The following is a 14,158-nucleotide window of genomic DNA, read 5'->3' on the forward strand; positions in this document are numbered from 1 at the left end:
GCAACCCGGCGACAACAAGGGGGAACAGGGGCCATGGCAGTGCAGCTCGACGCCGCGGGGGAAGAGACCGCGCCGCACACCGGCAAGGGGGCAGACCCGCCCACCCGCGGCACCGCAGGCGGACGGACCACCCGCCGCACCCCTCGGCCTCCCGCCCGCCGCACCCCTCGGCCTCCCGCCCGCCGCACCCCGTATCTCCTCCTGCTGCCCGCCCTCCTCGCCACCGCCGTCTTCCTCGGCTGGCCGCTGGTCCGCAACCTGCTGCTCTCCTTCCAGAACCTCAACATGAAGGAGCTCATCCAGCACCTCACCGACTGGCGCGGGACCGGCAACTACCAGGAGGTCCTGGGCAGCGAGCAGTTCTGGCGGGTCACCGGCCGGACCGTCGTCTTCACCGCCGTCAACGTGGTGCTGATCATGGTCCTGGGCGTGCTGATCGGACTGCTGCTGGCCCGGCTCGGCAAGAAGATGCGGCTGACGCTGTCGCTCGCACTGGTCCTGGCCTGGGCGATGCCGGTGGTCGCCGCCACCACCGTCTTCCAGTGGCTCTTCGACTCCCGCTACGGCGTCGTCAACTGGCTGCTCGACAAGCTCGGCCGGCACGGCATGGCCCACTACGACTGGGTCGGCACCCAGCTGTCGACCTTCTTCGTGATCACCGTGCTGATCGTGTGGCAGTCCCTGCCGTTCGTGGCCCTCAACCTCTACGCGGCCACCACGACCATCCCCCGGGAGCTCTACGAAGCCGCCCGGATGGACGGGGCCGGCACCTGGAAGGTCTTCACCTCCGTCACCTTCCCCTTCCTCAAGCCGTTCTTCCTGGCCACCACGTTCCTGGAGATCATCTGGGTCTTCAAGGCGTTCCCGCAGATCTTCGCGATCAACCAGGGCGGCCCGGACCGGCTCACCGAAACCCTGCCGATCTACGCCTTCACCGAGGGCGTCGGCAACCTCCACTTCGGCATGGGCGCCGCGATCTCCCTGCTGACCATCGCCGTGCTGCTCGTGATGACCGCCTACTACCTGCGTCTGACGCTCAAGCAGGAACAGCAAGAGGAGAACGAGCTGTGAAGCGCACGGCCCTTTCGACGGCCGGCCGCATCTGGCCCAACGCCACGGCGGCCCTGCTCGCCCTCGGTTTCGCCTTCCCCGTCTACTGGATGTTCAGCACGGCCTTCAAACCGACCCGGGACATCATCACCGAGGACCCGGTGTGGTTCCCCCTCCACGGCACCGTCGAGCACTTCGCGACGGCCGTGAACGCCCCCCACTTCTGGGCACTGGCCGGCAACTCGGCCGTCGTGACCGTCCTGGCCGTCGGGCTGTCCCTGGTCATCGCGCTCTGCGGGGCGTTCGCCCTCACCCGGATGCGCTTCAAGGGCCGCCGCGGCATCCTGCTGACCTTCATGGTCGCCCAGATGGCGCCGTGGGAGGTCATGGTGATCTCCATCTACCTGATCGTCCGGGACGCCGACCTGCTCAACAGCCTGGTACCGCTCACCTGCTTCTACACGCTGATGGTGCTGCCCTTCACCCTGCTGACACTGCGCGGCTACGTCGCCGCGGTGCCCAGGGAACTGGAGGAGTCCGCGATGGTCGACGGCTGCTCCCGGCGGCAGGCGTTCCGCAAGGTCGTCCTCCCGCTGCTGGCACCCGGCCTGATGGCCACCTCCCTCTTCGGCTTCATCACCGCCTGGAACGAGTTCCCGCTCGTGCTGGTCCTCAACAAGGAGCCGGGCACCGGCACGCTGCCGCTGTGGCTCTCGCAGTTCCAGACCCAGTTCGGCGACGACTGGGGCGCCACCATGGCCGCCGCCTCCCTCTTCGCCGTCCCCGTCCTCGTCCTCTTCCTGTTCCTGCAACGCAAGGCGGTCGGCGGTCTCACCTCCGGCGCAGTGAAGGGATAACGCACGCCATGCCACCTCTCGTCCGCCCGGTACGCCCCACCGACACCCTCACCCGCGACGCGCTCGCCGTCCTCCAGCCCGGCTTCACCGGCACCACCGCCCCCGACTGGCTGCTGCGCCGGCTCGGCGAGGGCCTGACCACGGTCGGCCTCTTCGGCCGCAACGTGGCGAACCCCGGCCAACTGGCCGCGCTGACCGGCCGGTTGCGCACGGAACGCCCGGACGTCCTGGTCGCCGTCGACGAGGAGGGCGGCGACGTCACCCGCCTCGAAGTGCGCGGCGGCTCCTCCTTCCCCGGCAACCACGCGCTGGGCGCCGTCGACGACCCGGCCCTGACCCGCGCGGTCGCCCGGGAACTCGGCCGCCGGCTGGCCGAGTGCGGCATCACCCTCAACTGGGCACCGTCCGCCGACGTCAACTCCAACCCGGACAACCCGGTCATCGGCGTCCGCTCCTTCGGCGCCGACCCGCACCTGGTCGCCCGGCACACGGCCGCCTACGTCGAGGGCCTGCAGTCCGCCGGCGTGGCCGCCTGCACCAAGCACTTCCCCGGCCACGGCGACACCGCCGTCGACTCCCACCTCGACCTGCCGCGGATCGCCGCCGACCTGGCCACCCTCCAGGAGCGCGAACTCGTACCGTTCCGCGCCGCGATCGCGGCCGGCACCCGCGCCGTGATGAGCGCCCACATCCTGCTGCCCGCACTGGACGGCGACCGCCCCGCCACGCTCAGCCCGGCCGCCCTGCACGGCCTGCTGCGCGCCCCCGTCACCGAGGGCGGCCTCGGCTTCGACGGCCTGATCGTCACCGACGGCATGGAGATGCAGGCCGTCTCCGCCACCTACGGCATCGCACATGGCAGCGTGCTCGCCCTCGCGGCCGGCGCGGACGCGATCTGCGTGGGCGGCGGCCTCGCCGACGAGGACATCGTGCTGCGGCTGCGCGACGCCCTGGTGGCGGCGGTGCGCGACGGCGAACTGCCGGAGGAGCGGCTGGCCGACGCCGCGGCACGGGTGCGCGCCCTGGCGCGCTGGACCCGGGACGCGGGGGAGGGGGCCGCCCCCGCGCCGGGGATCGGCCTCACCGCCGCCCGGCGCGCCCTGCGCCGCACCGCGGGCGGCCAGCCCTACGCACCGCTCACCGGCGCCGCCTACGTCGCGGCGTTCACCCCGCTCGCCAACATCGCGGTCGGCGACGAGACTCCGTGGGGCGTCGCCGCCGAACTGGCCCGCCTGCTGCCGGGCACCGACACCGGCACCTACACCGCGGACGCCGCCGCCGCGGCCGGGACCCCGGCACTGGTCGAGGGTCTGCTCACCGCGGCCGCCGGCCGCCGGATCGTGGCCGTCGTCCGCGATGTCCACCGCCACCCCTGGATGGCCGACGCCCTGGCCGCCCTCCTGGCCGCCCGCCCCGGCACCGCCGTCGTCGAAATGGGCGTCCCCCAGGCCCCGCCGCGGGGCGCCCTCCACCTCGCCACCCACGGCGCCGCCCGGGTCTGCGGCCAGGCCGCGGCCGAGGCCCTCACCGGGCGCCTCTGAAACACGGACCGGCTGAAACACGGACCGGCCGGGATACGGACCGGCCGGGACGCTCCGCGTGGGAACGCCCCGGCCGGGCCGTGTGCGGGCGCGCCCCGCGGGCGGGTCAGATGCCCTGCCACTCCGGCTTCGCCGCGTAGGTGGCGCGGAAGTACTCGGCGAGCTTCAGCTTGCCGGCCGCGGCCTCGTCGACGACGACCGTGGCGTGCGGGTGCAGCTGGAGCGCGGAGGCCGGGACCAGCGCGGCCACCGGGCCCTCCACCGCATGGGCCACCGCGTCCGCCTTGCCCTCACCGGTGGCCAGCAGCACCAGGTGCCGGGCCTCCAGGATGGTGCCGATGCCCTGGGTGATGACGTGGTGCGGGACCTCGTCGAGGCTGTCGAAGAACCGGGCGTTGTCCTCCCGGGTCTGCCGGGTCAGCGTCTTGATGCGGGTCCGCGACGCCAGCGAGGAGCAGGGCTCGTTGAAGCCGATGTGCCCGTCGGTGCCGATGCCGAGCAGCTGGAGGTCCACCCCGCCGGCCTCGCCCAGCGCCCGGTCGTACGCCTCGCAGGCGGCCTGGACGTCCTCCGCCGTACCGTCCGGCCCCATGAACGCGCCCTCGTCCAGACCGAGCGGCTCGACCACCTCGCGCAGCACCACCGAGCGGTAGGACTCGGGGTGCCCGGCCGGCAGCCCGACGTACTCGTCGAGCTGGCAGATCCGGGTCCGCGAGGCGTCCACCTCGCCGGCCCTGACCTTCGCCGCCAGCGCCTGGTAGATGGGCAGCGGGGTCGAGCCGGTGGCCACCCCCAGCAGCGCATCGGGCTTGCGCCGCACCAGGGTGGCGATGGCCTCCGCGATCAGCTCGCCGCCTGCCGTGGCGTCCGGAACGATGACAACTTCCACGCTTGGCCTGCCGTTCTGGAGAAGGGTCCGAGGGGTCCGAAGGGCCTGAAAGGGCCCATGAAGTGAGGTGGTATAGACCAATCTATCAGAGGGTGGGCCCCCGGACCGGGTGGCGGCGCCGAACGGCGGGCGGCGGCTTTCCGTCGGTACGGTGGCCGGCGGGTGAGGCGGCGTCAGAGCAGGCCGCCACCCGTCGCGTCGATCCACTGCCCGGTCACCCACCGGCTGTCGTCCGAGGCCAGGAAGGCCACGATGTCGGCGATCTCCGCGCCGCCCGCGACCCGGCCCAGCGGCGACAGCCCGCGCACCCGCACCCGGGCCGCGGCGTTGCCCTCGCCCCGCAGCCAGCCGGCGTTCATGTCGGTGTCCACCGCCCCCGGCGCCACCGCGTTGACCGTGATGCCGCGCGGCCCCAGGTCCTTGGCGAGGGTCGAGGTGAAGACGTCGACGGCCCCCTTCGACATGGCGTACGCGATCAGCTCCGGCTTCGCGGCGCCGCGGGTCAGGCCGGTGGAGACATTGACGATCCGCCCGCCGTCGCGCAGCCGGGACAGCCCCCGCTGCACCAGGAAGAACGGCGCCTTGGTGTTGACCGCGAAGAGGCGGTCGAAGTCCTCCTCGGTGAGCGCGCCGATCCCCTTGAGCGTCCCGTCCACCGCCTTGTTGATTCCGGCGTTGTTGACCAGGACGTCCAGCCCCGCGGCCTGCTCGTCGAACGCGGCCCACAGCGCTTCGGCGTCCCCCGGCACGCCCAGCTCCGCCTGGACGGTGAAGGCCGTCCCGCCCGCGGCCTCGATCGCCGCGACGGTCTCCTTCGCCGCCGCCTCGTCGTGGCCGTAGTGGACGGCCACCCGGGCGCCGTCCCGCCCCAGCCGTTCCGAGATCGCCCGGCCGATCCCCCTGCCGCCGCCGGTGACCAGTGCCGTCCTGCCGCTGAGCGCACCCATGGACATGTGCCCCTCCCCATCCGTGTCCGGTGCCCCCGCCGCGCGGGCGCACCGCTCCGTCCGCCGGGCGACGTGTTTTGTATCGCTCGGTCCAGAATGACGTTAGCACGCATCCCGGGTCGCGCGGTACGGAAACGTGGATCATCGAGCCGGGCCGTCACCGGCCCCGGAAACACCCGCGGGCCGCGGCGCCGGGACAGGACCCTCAACCTGTCATCGGCACCGCAGCCCGGAGCTGACATCGGCCGGCCCCGCCGTACGGACGATGGGCTCCCCCTTGTGCGGTGGGGTCGCCGTCCCGTCCTGGGACCGGTCGATCGGAGGCCTCGGCGCAGTCAGGGCAGAGAGCGCTTCGGGCCTCGTTCCGTCCTCCTGTGCGGGGAGGGCGGAGGTCTTTGCTGAATTCTGGACTAGACCATTCTCACTTGTCCATGCCCTTGCGGGGACAACACTCATACCGTACGCCGGTAGGCTCCAAGACGTGCCCTCCATGAACGATCTCGTACGCCAGCACACCGCTCTGAGCGACTCCGACCTCGAGTGGCTCCATCTGCTGGTCTCGGAGTGGCAGCTGCTCTCCGACCTGTCCTTCGCCGATCTCGTCCTCTGGGTCCCGACGCTCGACGGCACCCGTTACGTCTCGGTCGCCCAGATGCGTCCCAACACCGGCCCCACTTCCTACCAGGACGACATGGTCGGCCACCTCGTTCCCCGGGGACGCCGGCCGATGCTGGATTCCGCCTTGGACGAGGGCCGCATCGTACGCGAGGGCGACCCGGAGTGGCGAGAGGAAGTTCCGGTCCGGGTCGAGTCCATCCCGGTACGGCGCGAGGGCCGGGTGCTCGGCGTGATCGCCCGGAACACCAATCTGCTGACCGTACGCACCCCCAGCCGGCTGGAGCTCACCTACCTCCAGAGCGCCTCCGACCTCGCCCAGATGATCGCTGCCGGAACGTTTCCGTTCCCGGGCCAGCAGGTCGACATGGATGCCTCGCCGCGCGCCGGCGACGGGCTGATCCGGCTCGACGCGGACGGCATCGTCCAGTACGCCAGCCCCAACGCGCTCTCCGCCTACCACCGGCTCGGTCTCGCCGCGGACCTCGTGGGCCACCACCTCGGGCAGGCCACCGCCGAACTGGCCCCGGCCCGCGGCCCGGTGGACGAGGCCCTGGTCAAGCTGGCCAGCGGCTGGGCGCCCCGGGAATTCGAGGTCGAGGGCAATGACGGCGTGATTCAATTGCGCGCCATTCCGCTCAAACCGAAGGGCACGCATATCGGTTCCCTGGTGCTGCTGCGGGACGTCACCGAACTGCGCCGGCGCGAACGGGAACTGATCACCAAAGACGCGACCATCCGGGAAATCCACCACAGGGTGAAGAACAATTTGCAGACAGTGGCCGCGCTGCTACGGCTGCAGTCCCGCCGGATGGATTCCGAGCAGGGCCGCGAGGCGCTCAACGAGGCCGTGCGCAGGGTGGGTTCGATCGCGATCGTGCACGAGACGCTGTCCCAGAACCTCGACGAACGGGTCCAGTTCGACGAGATCGCCGACCGGGTGCTGGCCATGGTCGCGGAGATCTCCCCGGGCAAGGTGACCACCCGCCGCACCGGGCGGTTCGGCATCCTCGACGCCGAGGTGGCCACCCCACTGTCGATGGTCCTCACCGAAATCCTGCAGAACGCCCTGGAGCACGCCTTCGACCAGGCCGAGCAGGGCGTCGTCGAGGTGGGCGCGGTGCGCGGCGGCAGCCGGACCGACCCCCGGCTGATCGTCACCGTCCAGGACAACGGCCGCGGCCTGCCCGAGGACTTCGACCCGCAGCGCGCCGGAAACCTCGGGCTGCAGATCGTACGGACCCTGGTGGAAGGGGAGTTGGGCGGCACCTTCGACATGGTGCGGGCACCCGAGCGCGGCACCCGGGTCCTCCTCGACATCCCCGTACGGCCGGAGAAGCCGCACTAGGCAGCAGCGGGGGAGGTCCCCCGGGGGAAATCCCGCCGGCCGGGTGCGGTGGCCGGCCCGGCCCCGTCGTCGGGCCCGGAACAGCAACAAGCCCCGGACCGATCGGTCCGGGGCTCAAAGCTATTGCGATGCGATAACGACCGGGCTTCTCAGCGCCGTGCGTGCATCGGGGGTACTGCGCGCTGCGGCTCGGGGGCCACGGGGCGGCTGGCTCAGGCGCTGGCGTTGCGCGCCCGGTTGCGAGCTGCACGGCGCTTCATCGCGCGGCGCTCGTCCTCGCTCAGACCACCCCAGACGCCGGAGTCCTGGCCGGACTCAAGCGCCCACTGCAGGCACTGCTCCATGACGGGGCAGCGGCGGCAGACGGCCTTGGCTTCCTCGATCTGCAGCAGCGCAGGACCGGTGTTGCCGATAGGGAAGAAGAGCTCGGGGTCTTCCTCGCGGCAAACGGCGCGGTGACGCCAGTCCATGGCTGCTCCATCTCCTCGTGTGACGGGATCGTTGCTTGTGAATGTGAACGCTTTCACGAATCCCCCAACAAGGGAAGGGCCGAACTCCAGTTGCGAACTGGTGCGGTCCTGGGAATGAGGAGGAGGATTCGGGCTCTCAAGGGGGCCGGTAAAGCGGCCGTCCCGATCGCCATGAAGAGACTCGCAAACCTCGGCGGCGGATACAACCCCTTCCGGAAACTTTTTTTTGATTCCTTGGTGTCGCCTCGGTCACAGCCGTCATTCCAGGGGGTGGGAACCAGCCTAAACGTTCGAGTGAAAGGACTTTGGGCCCTACTGCTCACACAATCACACGCAGTGCACGGCGAACGCCTGTGAACGTCACACTCGTGCGCAGCCCCAGGTGGTCGCCGTCCATCTGGAAGGGCAGCGGCACCTGCGAATGCAAGGTGAAGTTCGTGAGGTCGTGAAGTGAGAGCGCATGCTTGCCATGGGGGCCGCGCTCCGGGGTTGACGTGAGCAGCTGCGTGGCATAACGGGCCACCGCCGAGGGGGACAGCTTGCTCAGTGCGAACAGATCGAGGGCCGTGTCGAACGAGGCGTCCGGGGACGGATAGATCGGACGGTTGCCCAGGTAGGACCACGGAGCGGTGTTGCAGATTATGGCCAGCGCCAGGTTCTCGACGATCTCCGCCGCACCCTGCGCGCCGTCCTCGCCGCCCGGGCGTTCGAGGGTGATGACCCCCTGCCGGCGGTTCGCCTCCCCCAGGAACTGCCGTACGACCTGTCGCATATACAGGGCATGCGTCGAACGCTTGCCGCGTTCCCGCTGCTGTTCGACCCGGCCGACGACCCCGGCGTCGAAACCGAAGCCCGCGCAGAACGTGAACCAGCGCTCCGGAACGCCCTCGTCCTCCGTACCCGGGGTGCCCGCGGCGAGCCCCAGACCGATGGTGCGCTCACTGCCGTCGCGCAGCGCGTCCAGGAGGGCGCCGGTGGCCTCCACCACATCGTTGGGCAGCCCGAGGGCCCGGGCGAAGACGTTGGTGGAGCCGCCGGGGACCACGGCCAGCCGGGGGTGCGACTCGGGATCGGGTCCGTTCGCCAGCAGACCGTTGACGACCTCGTTGACCGTGCCGTCCCCGCCCAGCGCCACGACCAGCTCGGTCTCCCCGCCCTCGGTGGCCTGCCGGGCAAGATCCCGGGCGTGCCCGCGGTACCGGGTCTCGGCGACCTCCAGCTTGAGGTCGCTGGCGAGGGCGTGGGCGAGGACCTCGCGGGTGCGCGCACTGGTGGTGGTAGCAGCGGGATTGACCACGAGGAGAGCGCGCATGTGCAGCAGCGTACCTACCTGCCGGTACCGGGCTCACGCCCCGTCCGCATCCAGGGCGTTCCGGGAAGCGGGGGCCGCCGGCGCTACCCTGCTGGGGTGAGCAGTCAGCAGAAGCAGTCCGTGAAGCGCCCCGCCGGCGCCCCCGCCGCGCCCGCACCGGCCGGTCCGCGGCCCGCCCGGCTGAGCGCCGCCGCGGCCCTCACCGGGATCGAGGGCCTCGCCCTGGCCGCCCTCGGTACGTACATGCTGATCATGGGGCTCACGGGCTCGCCGGACAGCCCGCAGCAGGCGGAGATGGGCGGGGTGACGGTGCTCGCGCTGGCCGTGCTGCCGCTGGTCGCCGCGCGCGGACTGTGGCTGCGCCGCCGCTGGAGCCGGGGCCCCTCGCTGATCACCCAGATCGTCGCCCTGCCGGTGGCCTGGACGCTGGTGCACGGCGGGGGCGCGCTGGTCGCGGGCGGCGTCGCGCTGGCGCTGGCCGCGCTGGTCGTCCTCGTCCTGCTGGTCAACCCTACGGCTACGGAGGCGTTGGGGATCGCTCCGCGGGAGTAGGGGCTTCCCACGTAGCCGTCTGTCCCGCCGCGGTTGTTGCTCGCCGTTGCGCTTTGCGGTGCCCCGCACGTACTTGGCCGTCCCGCCGTGGGGCGTCTCGCCGTTGCGCCTGCGGCGGGCTGGGTGGGTGTTGGGTGCGGTGACGGGCCTCCGGGACCGGTGTTGGGGACTGCTGTCGCTTTACGTCCCGAACACCGGCCCCTGCGGCCCGTCCCCTCCCGTTGGGGGAGGGAAGACGTGGGTGGGGGTGGATGTCAGCGGGGTAGGCGCGTGCGGGATGTGAAAGGCCCCGTAGGGGTAGGTCGAACGGATTCCCTAGGGGATCCGAACGCCCCCTGCGGGGCCACAACGTTGGCGGGTGGGTGGGTATTCCCGCGGCTACGGTGGGTCACTCCTCCACGAGGAGCTTGTCGCGGAGTTGGGCCAGGGTGCGGGCCAGGAGGCGGGAGACGTGCATCTGGGAGATGCCGACCTCCTGGGCGATCTGGGACTGGGTCATGTTGCCGAAGAAGCGGAGGAGGAGGATCTTCTTCTCGCGCGGCGGGAGGTCCTCCAGCAGCGGCTTGAGGGACTCGCGGTACTCGACGCCCTCCAGCGCCTCGTCCTCCGCGCCGAGGGTGTCGGCGACGGCCGGCGACTCGTCGTCGGTGTCCGGGACGTCCAGGGACAGCGTGCTGTAGGCGTTGGCCGACTCCAGGCCCTCCAGGACCTCTTCCTCGGAGATCGACAGGTGCTCGGCCAGCTCGTGCACCGTGGGTGCCCGGCCGTGCCGCTGGGAGAGCTCGGCGGTCGCCGTCGTCAGGGACAGCCGCAGCTCCTGGAGGCGACGGGGGACGCGGACCGCCCAGCCCTTGTCGCGGAAGTGCCGCTTGATCTCGCCGACGACCGTGGGCGTGGCGTACGTGGAGAACTCCACGCCGCGCTCCGGGTCGAAGCGGTCCACCGACTTGATCAGGCCGATGGTGGCGACCTGGGTCAGGTCGTCGAGGGGCTCGCCGCGGTTGCGGAACCGTCGGGCCAGGTGCTCGACGAGCGGGAGGTGCATGCGGACGAGGGTGTTGCGCAGCTCGGCGCGCTCCGGTGAGCCGTCGGGCAGCTTGCGCAGCTCGTAGAACATCGCCCGGGCGCCGTTGCGGTCCTGCGGCTCCTGGGAATGCTGTGGTTCCTGCAGCGTCTCGTCGGGCGCCGGAGCATCATGCCGATGCGCCTGCTGCCCCTGCTGCTCGCTCTGGTCCATGTGGTCCGCCCGCTCTGCCTGCTCCGCCGCGTCCAACCGGCCGCCGTGGTCGTCTACGCCCACCGGATGCGGCCGGGCCTGCTGACCGGGGATGGTCGCACCGGACGCCATCCGCCCGCCGCGTTCGAGATCTTTCACGGGGCCCCCTGTTCGGTCATGACGGTCCGGGACCGGCGCCGCGCTCCTTGTACAGACTGATGGTGACCGTACGGTCCTCGGCGACGGTGGAATCCACCTTGCCGGCCAGTGCGGAGAGCACCGTCCAGGCGAAGGTGTCGCGCTCCGGGGCACGGCCGTCGGTCGTCGGGGCGGACACGGTCACCTGCAGTGCGTCGTCGATCAGGCGGAAGACGCAGCTCAGCACACTGCCGGAGACGGCCTGTTGCAGGAGGATCGCGCAGGCCTCGTCGACCGCGATGCGCAGATCCTCGATCTCGTCGAGGGTGAAGTCCAAGCGGGCTGCGAGCCCGGCCGTGGCCGTACGCAGCACGGACAGGTAGGCACCCGCAGCGGGCAGACGGACTTCCACGAAGTCCTGAGTCCCGGGCTCGCCTGCGATCTGGGACACCCTCACCTCCAAGGTGGCACAAGCTGGTTGAGCTGGAATGCGCGAAATTCGCGTGGTTGGGGATATTTCGCGCCGGTCCTTTCTCCCCTCGGATGAAAGGAGAACGATCCGGCGCGGCACATGGTTCGGCTGCGACGCTATCGCGATCTGCGGGCCGATGTCGCCCGGAAGAGGCACGACTGCTCTCCGGGCGGCGAACGGCCCGCGTCACCGGACCTCCCCGCTGTCACTGATTGTAAATCCACGGGTACGGACAGTGGCTAGGGGTGTGCACTGCCAAATCGCGGGTGATTACCCTCCGTTGACGCGTGCTGCGCCCGCGAGGTTGTGCAGTGCCTCTCCAGTGAGCCGGAAGACCGTCCATTCGTCCATGGGCCGGGCACCGATCGACCGGTAAAAACCGATGGACGGTTCATTCCAATCCAGGACTGACCACTCGAAACGCTCATACCCGCGAGCCACGCAGATCTCCGCGAGGGCGGCCATCAGCGCCTTGCCGTGGCCGCCGCCGCGCGCCTCGGGGCGGACGTAGAGGTCCTCCAGATAGACACCGTGCGTGCCCGTCCACGTCGAGAAGTTCCGGAACCACAGGGCAAAGCCCACCGGAGCGTCGTCGGCCTCGGCGATCAGCGCGAAGGCCGCCGGCTGCGGCCCGAACAGCGCCTCCTTCAGCTGCGGCTCGGTGGCCCGGGCGGCCTCGGGGGCGCGTTCGTAGGCGGCCAGCTCGCCGATCATGGCGAGGAGGACGGGGACGTCGTCGGGGGTTGCTTCGCGGATCATTCTTGAAGGCTAAACAGCCGCCGGGGAAGACCTCACACCGGATTTCCGCACCCGGCTTTCGCCTCAGACCAGTTTCTGGTCGACGAAACACCAGCGCCAGGAGTCGCCCGGCTCGAAGGTCCGCATCACCGCGTGCCCGGTTTCCCGGAAATGGCCCGTCGCATGCCGGTACGGCGAGGAATCGCAGCAGCCGACGTGCCCGCAGACCAGACACAGCCGCAGCTGTACGGGATGGCTGCCGACCGCCTCGCACTCCCGGCAGGTGGCGCTCAGCGGCGCCGGTTCGGCGCGCGGAAGCCCGGCAATGTGCGTGCACTCGCTCATGATGGCCAGGTTAGATCGCCGGGACGGACGGCGACGGGGTGAGGGGACGGAACGGGCAGATGGCTGTGATGGCGCTGTTCTTGCTGGTCGCGGGCAGTGCGGCGGTCGCCGGGCTGGCGCGCAGGACACCGGTGCCGGCACCCCTGCTGCTCGTGGCCGCCGGGCTCGCCGCGTCGTACATCCCCGGCCTGCCGGACTACACCCTCGATCCGCACATCGTGCTCCCGCTGGTGCTGCCCCCGCTGCTGCACACCGCGGCGCTGGAGAGCTCCTATCTGGACCTGCGGGCCAATGTGCGGCCGGTGGCGTTGCTGTCGGTGGGCTACGTGCTGTTCGCGACGCTGGTCGTCGGGTACGCGGCCTACCTCCTCGTCCCGGGCCTGCCGCTGACCTCGGCGCTGGTCCTGGGGGCGGTCGTCGCCCCGCCGGACGCCGTCGCGGCCACCGCCATCGCCCGCCGGCTCGGGCTGCCGCACCGGATCACCACGATCCTGCAGGGCGAATCCCTGGTCAACGACGCCACCGCGATCACCGCCTACAAGGTGGCGGTGGCCGCGGCCGTCGGCGCCGGTGCCACCTGGAGCGACGGGATCAAGGAGTTCGCCCTGGCATCCCTGGGCGGCATCGGCATCGGGGTCGTCCTGATGGTGCCGCTGCACTGGCTGCGCGTCCGGCTGCGGGAGTCCGCGCTGCTGGAGAACACCCTCTCGCTGCTCATCCCGTTCGTCGCCTACGCGGCGGCCGAGCAGGTCGGTGCCTCCGGAGTGCTCGCCGTCGTCGTGGTGGGCCTCTATCTGGGGCACCGGTCCTGGCAGGTCGACTTCGAGACCCGGCTCCAGGAGGACGCCGTGTGGAAGGTGATCTCCTTCCTGCTGGAGTCCGCGGTCTTCGCGCTGATCGGACTCCAGCTGCCGGTCGTGGTGCGCGGCCTGGGGGCGTACGGGGCGGGCCCGGCGCTGGCGTACGCGGCGGTGGTGTTCGCCGTCGTGGTCGGGGCCCGCTTCGTCTGGGTCTTCCCCGCGACCTTTCTGCCGCGGATGCTCTCCGCCCGGATCCGCGCCCGCGAGCCCGGGGTGAACTGGACCGCGCCGGTGATCGTCGGCTGGGCCGGGATGCGCGGGGTGGTGTCGCTGGCCATCGCGTTCTCGGTGCCGGCCACCGTGCAGGGCGGCGGGCCCTTCCCGGGGCGTGACCTGGTGCTCTTCCTGACCTTCACCACTGTCATCGGCACCCTCGTCGTCCAGGGCCTGACCCTGCCCGCACTGATCCGCGCCCTGCGGCTGCCCGGCCGGGACGCGCAGGCCGAGACGCTGGCCGAGGCCGAGGCCCAGAACGAGGCGTCCCGGGCCGCCGAGGAACGCCTGGCGGAACTGCTCAGCGACGAGCGCAACGCGCTGCCCGGCCCGCTCTCGGACCGGCTGCGCACCGTCATGGAACGCCGCCGCAACTCCGTGTGGGAGCGGCTCGGCGCGGTCAACGAGGTGACCGGGGAGTCCGCCGACGAGACCTACCGGCGGCTGGCCCGGGAAATGATCGACACCGAGCGGCGGGTCTTCGTCCGGCTGCGGGACGCCCGGCGGATCGACGACGAGATGCTGCGCACGCTGCTGCGCCGGCTCGACCTGGAGGAGGCGACGGCGTACCGGGAGGGCGCCTCCTGACCCCGGC

The 14,158-nt window shown here is 71.2% G+C and carries 14 protein-coding genes; 6 read left to right on the forward strand and 8 right to left on the reverse strand.

Annotation, left to right across the window (positions count from 1 at the left end; translation table 11 throughout):
• Window positions 1-33 precede the first annotated feature (33 nt).
• From IG62_RS0122955 to IG62_RS0122965, 3 genes are read left to right on the forward strand one after another with little or no spacing between them, the layout of a single operon-like run.
• Window positions 34-1,071, forward strand: coding sequence for a carbohydrate ABC transporter permease (locus tag IG62_RS0122955; RefSeq protein WP_030806321.1), 1,038 nt, complete (start codon window positions 34-36; stop codon window positions 1,069-1,071).
• Entirely contained in the window at window positions 1,068-1,907 is an 840-nt protein-coding gene (locus IG62_RS0122960; RefSeq protein ID WP_030806324.1) for a carbohydrate ABC transporter permease, read from the forward strand. The genes IG62_RS0122955 and IG62_RS0122960 overlap by 4 nt, the downstream gene beginning before the upstream one ends.
• 8 nt (window positions 1,908-1,915) lie before the next feature.
• Window positions 1,916-3,448: a glycoside hydrolase family 3 protein gene (locus IG62_RS0122965; RefSeq protein ID WP_030806327.1), complete on the forward strand. Its 1,533-nt coding sequence runs from the start codon at window positions 1,916-1,918 to the stop codon at window positions 3,446-3,448.
• A gap of 106 nt (window positions 3,449-3,554) precedes the next feature.
• On the opposite strand, the gene nagB is transcribed toward IG62_RS0122965, so the two are convergent.
• Together nagB and IG62_RS0122975 are read right to left on the reverse strand one after the other, a co-directional pair.
• A complete protein-coding gene (nagB, locus tag IG62_RS0122970) occupies window positions 3,555-4,337 on the reverse strand; it encodes a glucosamine-6-phosphate deaminase (protein ID WP_030806331.1) in 783 nt (260 codons plus the stop codon).
• A 173-nt stretch (window positions 4,338-4,510) separates the two neighbouring features.
• Entirely contained in the window at window positions 4,511-5,284 is a 774-nt protein-coding gene (locus tag IG62_RS0122975; protein ID WP_030806334.1) for an SDR family oxidoreductase, read from the reverse strand.
• A gap of 490 nt (window positions 5,285-5,774) precedes the next feature.
• Between IG62_RS0122975 and IG62_RS0122980 the strand changes: the two genes are divergently transcribed.
• Window positions 5,775-7,247, forward strand: a complete 1,473-nt coding sequence (locus IG62_RS0122980; RefSeq protein ID WP_030806337.1) for a sensor histidine kinase — start codon at window positions 5,775-5,777, stop codon at window positions 7,245-7,247.
• 212 nt (window positions 7,248-7,459) lie between these two features.
• Here the strand turns inward: IG62_RS0122980 and IG62_RS0122985 are convergent, their stop codons facing one another.
• Both IG62_RS0122985 and IG62_RS0122990 read right to left on the reverse strand, forming a co-directional pair.
• Entirely contained in the window at window positions 7,460-7,717 is a 258-nt protein-coding gene (locus IG62_RS0122985) for a WhiB family transcriptional regulator (RefSeq protein ID WP_003983230.1), read from the reverse strand.
• Between the two features lie 319 nt (window positions 7,718-8,036).
• Window positions 8,037-9,029, reverse strand: a complete 993-nt coding sequence (locus tag IG62_RS0122990) for a diacylglycerol/lipid kinase family protein (RefSeq protein ID WP_030806341.1) — start codon at window positions 9,027-9,029, stop codon at window positions 8,037-8,039.
• A gap of 96 nt (window positions 9,030-9,125) precedes the next feature.
• Between IG62_RS0122990 and IG62_RS0122995 the strand changes: the two genes are divergently transcribed.
• The gene (locus IG62_RS0122995; protein WP_030806345.1) at window positions 9,126-9,581 is read left to right on the forward strand and encodes a hypothetical protein; all 456 of its coding nucleotides are present in this window, start codon (window positions 9,126-9,128) and stop codon (window positions 9,579-9,581) included.
• Between the two features lie 388 nt (window positions 9,582-9,969).
• Here the strand turns inward: IG62_RS0122995 and IG62_RS0123000 are convergent, their stop codons facing one another.
• From IG62_RS0123000 to IG62_RS0123015, 4 genes are all read right to left on the reverse strand, one after another.
• Window positions 9,970-10,929 carry an RNA polymerase sigma factor SigF gene (locus tag IG62_RS0123000; RefSeq protein ID WP_030806348.1) on the reverse strand — a complete coding sequence of 320 codons (960 nt, stop codon included), beginning with the start codon at window positions 10,927-10,929 and terminating at the stop codon, window positions 9,970-9,972.
• Between the two features lie 43 nt (window positions 10,930-10,972).
• Window positions 10,973-11,386, reverse strand: coding sequence for an anti-sigma regulatory factor (locus tag IG62_RS0123005; protein WP_030413515.1), 414 nt, complete (start codon window positions 11,384-11,386; stop codon window positions 10,973-10,975).
• A 291-nt stretch (window positions 11,387-11,677) separates the two neighbouring features.
• Window positions 11,678-12,166, reverse strand: coding sequence for a GNAT family N-acetyltransferase (locus IG62_RS0123010; protein WP_030806353.1), 489 nt, complete (start codon window positions 12,164-12,166; stop codon window positions 11,678-11,680).
• 63 nt (window positions 12,167-12,229) lie between these two features.
• On the reverse strand, window positions 12,230-12,490 hold the full coding sequence (locus IG62_RS0123015) for a UBP-type zinc finger domain-containing protein (protein ID WP_030806356.1): 261 nt from the start codon (window positions 12,488-12,490) through the stop codon (window positions 12,230-12,232).
• A 59-nt stretch (window positions 12,491-12,549) separates the two neighbouring features.
• Here IG62_RS0123015 and IG62_RS0123020 point away from each other — a divergent pair, with 59 nt between their 5' ends.
• Window positions 12,550-14,151 carry a Na+/H+ antiporter gene (locus IG62_RS0123020; RefSeq protein WP_030806359.1) on the forward strand — a complete coding sequence of 534 codons (1,602 nt, stop codon included), beginning with the start codon at window positions 12,550-12,552 and terminating at the stop codon, window positions 14,149-14,151.
• Window positions 14,152-14,158 lie beyond the last annotated feature (7 nt).

It is taken from the genome of Streptomyces sp. NRRL S-337, from assembly GCF_000720175.1.
GTDB classification, from domain to species: domain Bacteria; phylum Actinomycetota; class Actinomycetes; order Streptomycetales; family Streptomycetaceae; genus Streptomyces; species Streptomyces siderophoricus.

Excerpts from the sequence above, each read along its gene's own strand:
- IG62_RS0123020 (WP_030806359.1), top strand. The coding sequence starts at position 12,550 with ATGGCTGTGATGGCGCTGTTCTTGCTGGTCGCGGGCAGTGCGGCGGTC.
- IG62_RS0122975 (WP_030806334.1), bottom strand. The coding sequence starts at position 5,284 with ATGGGTGCGCTCAGCGGCAGGACGGCACTGGTCACCGGCGGCGGCAGG.
- IG62_RS0123000 (WP_030806348.1), bottom strand. The coding sequence starts at position 10,929 with ATGGCGTCCGGTGCGACCATCCCCGGTCAGCAGGCCCGGCCGCATCCG.
- IG62_RS0122980 (WP_030806337.1), top strand. The coding sequence starts at position 5,775 with ATGAACGATCTCGTACGCCAGCACACCGCTCTGAGCGACTCCGACCTC.
- IG62_RS0123015 (WP_030806356.1), bottom strand. The coding sequence starts at position 12,490 with ATGAGCGAGTGCACGCACATTGCCGGGCTTCCGCGCGCCGAACCGGCG.
- IG62_RS0123010 (WP_030806353.1), bottom strand. The coding sequence starts at position 12,166 with ATGATCCGCGAAGCAACCCCCGACGACGTCCCCGTCCTCCTCGCCATG.
- IG62_RS0122965 (WP_030806327.1), top strand. The coding sequence starts at position 1,916 with ATGCCACCTCTCGTCCGCCCGGTACGCCCCACCGACACCCTCACCCGC.
- IG62_RS0122955 (WP_030806321.1), top strand. The coding sequence starts at position 34 with ATGGCAGTGCAGCTCGACGCCGCGGGGGAAGAGACCGCGCCGCACACC.
- IG62_RS0122985 (WP_003983230.1), bottom strand. The coding sequence starts at position 7,717 with ATGGACTGGCGTCACCGCGCCGTTTGCCGCGAGGAAGACCCCGAGCTC.
- IG62_RS0122990 (WP_030806341.1), bottom strand. The coding sequence starts at position 9,029 with ATGCGCGCTCTCCTCGTGGTCAATCCCGCTGCTACCACCACCAGTGCG.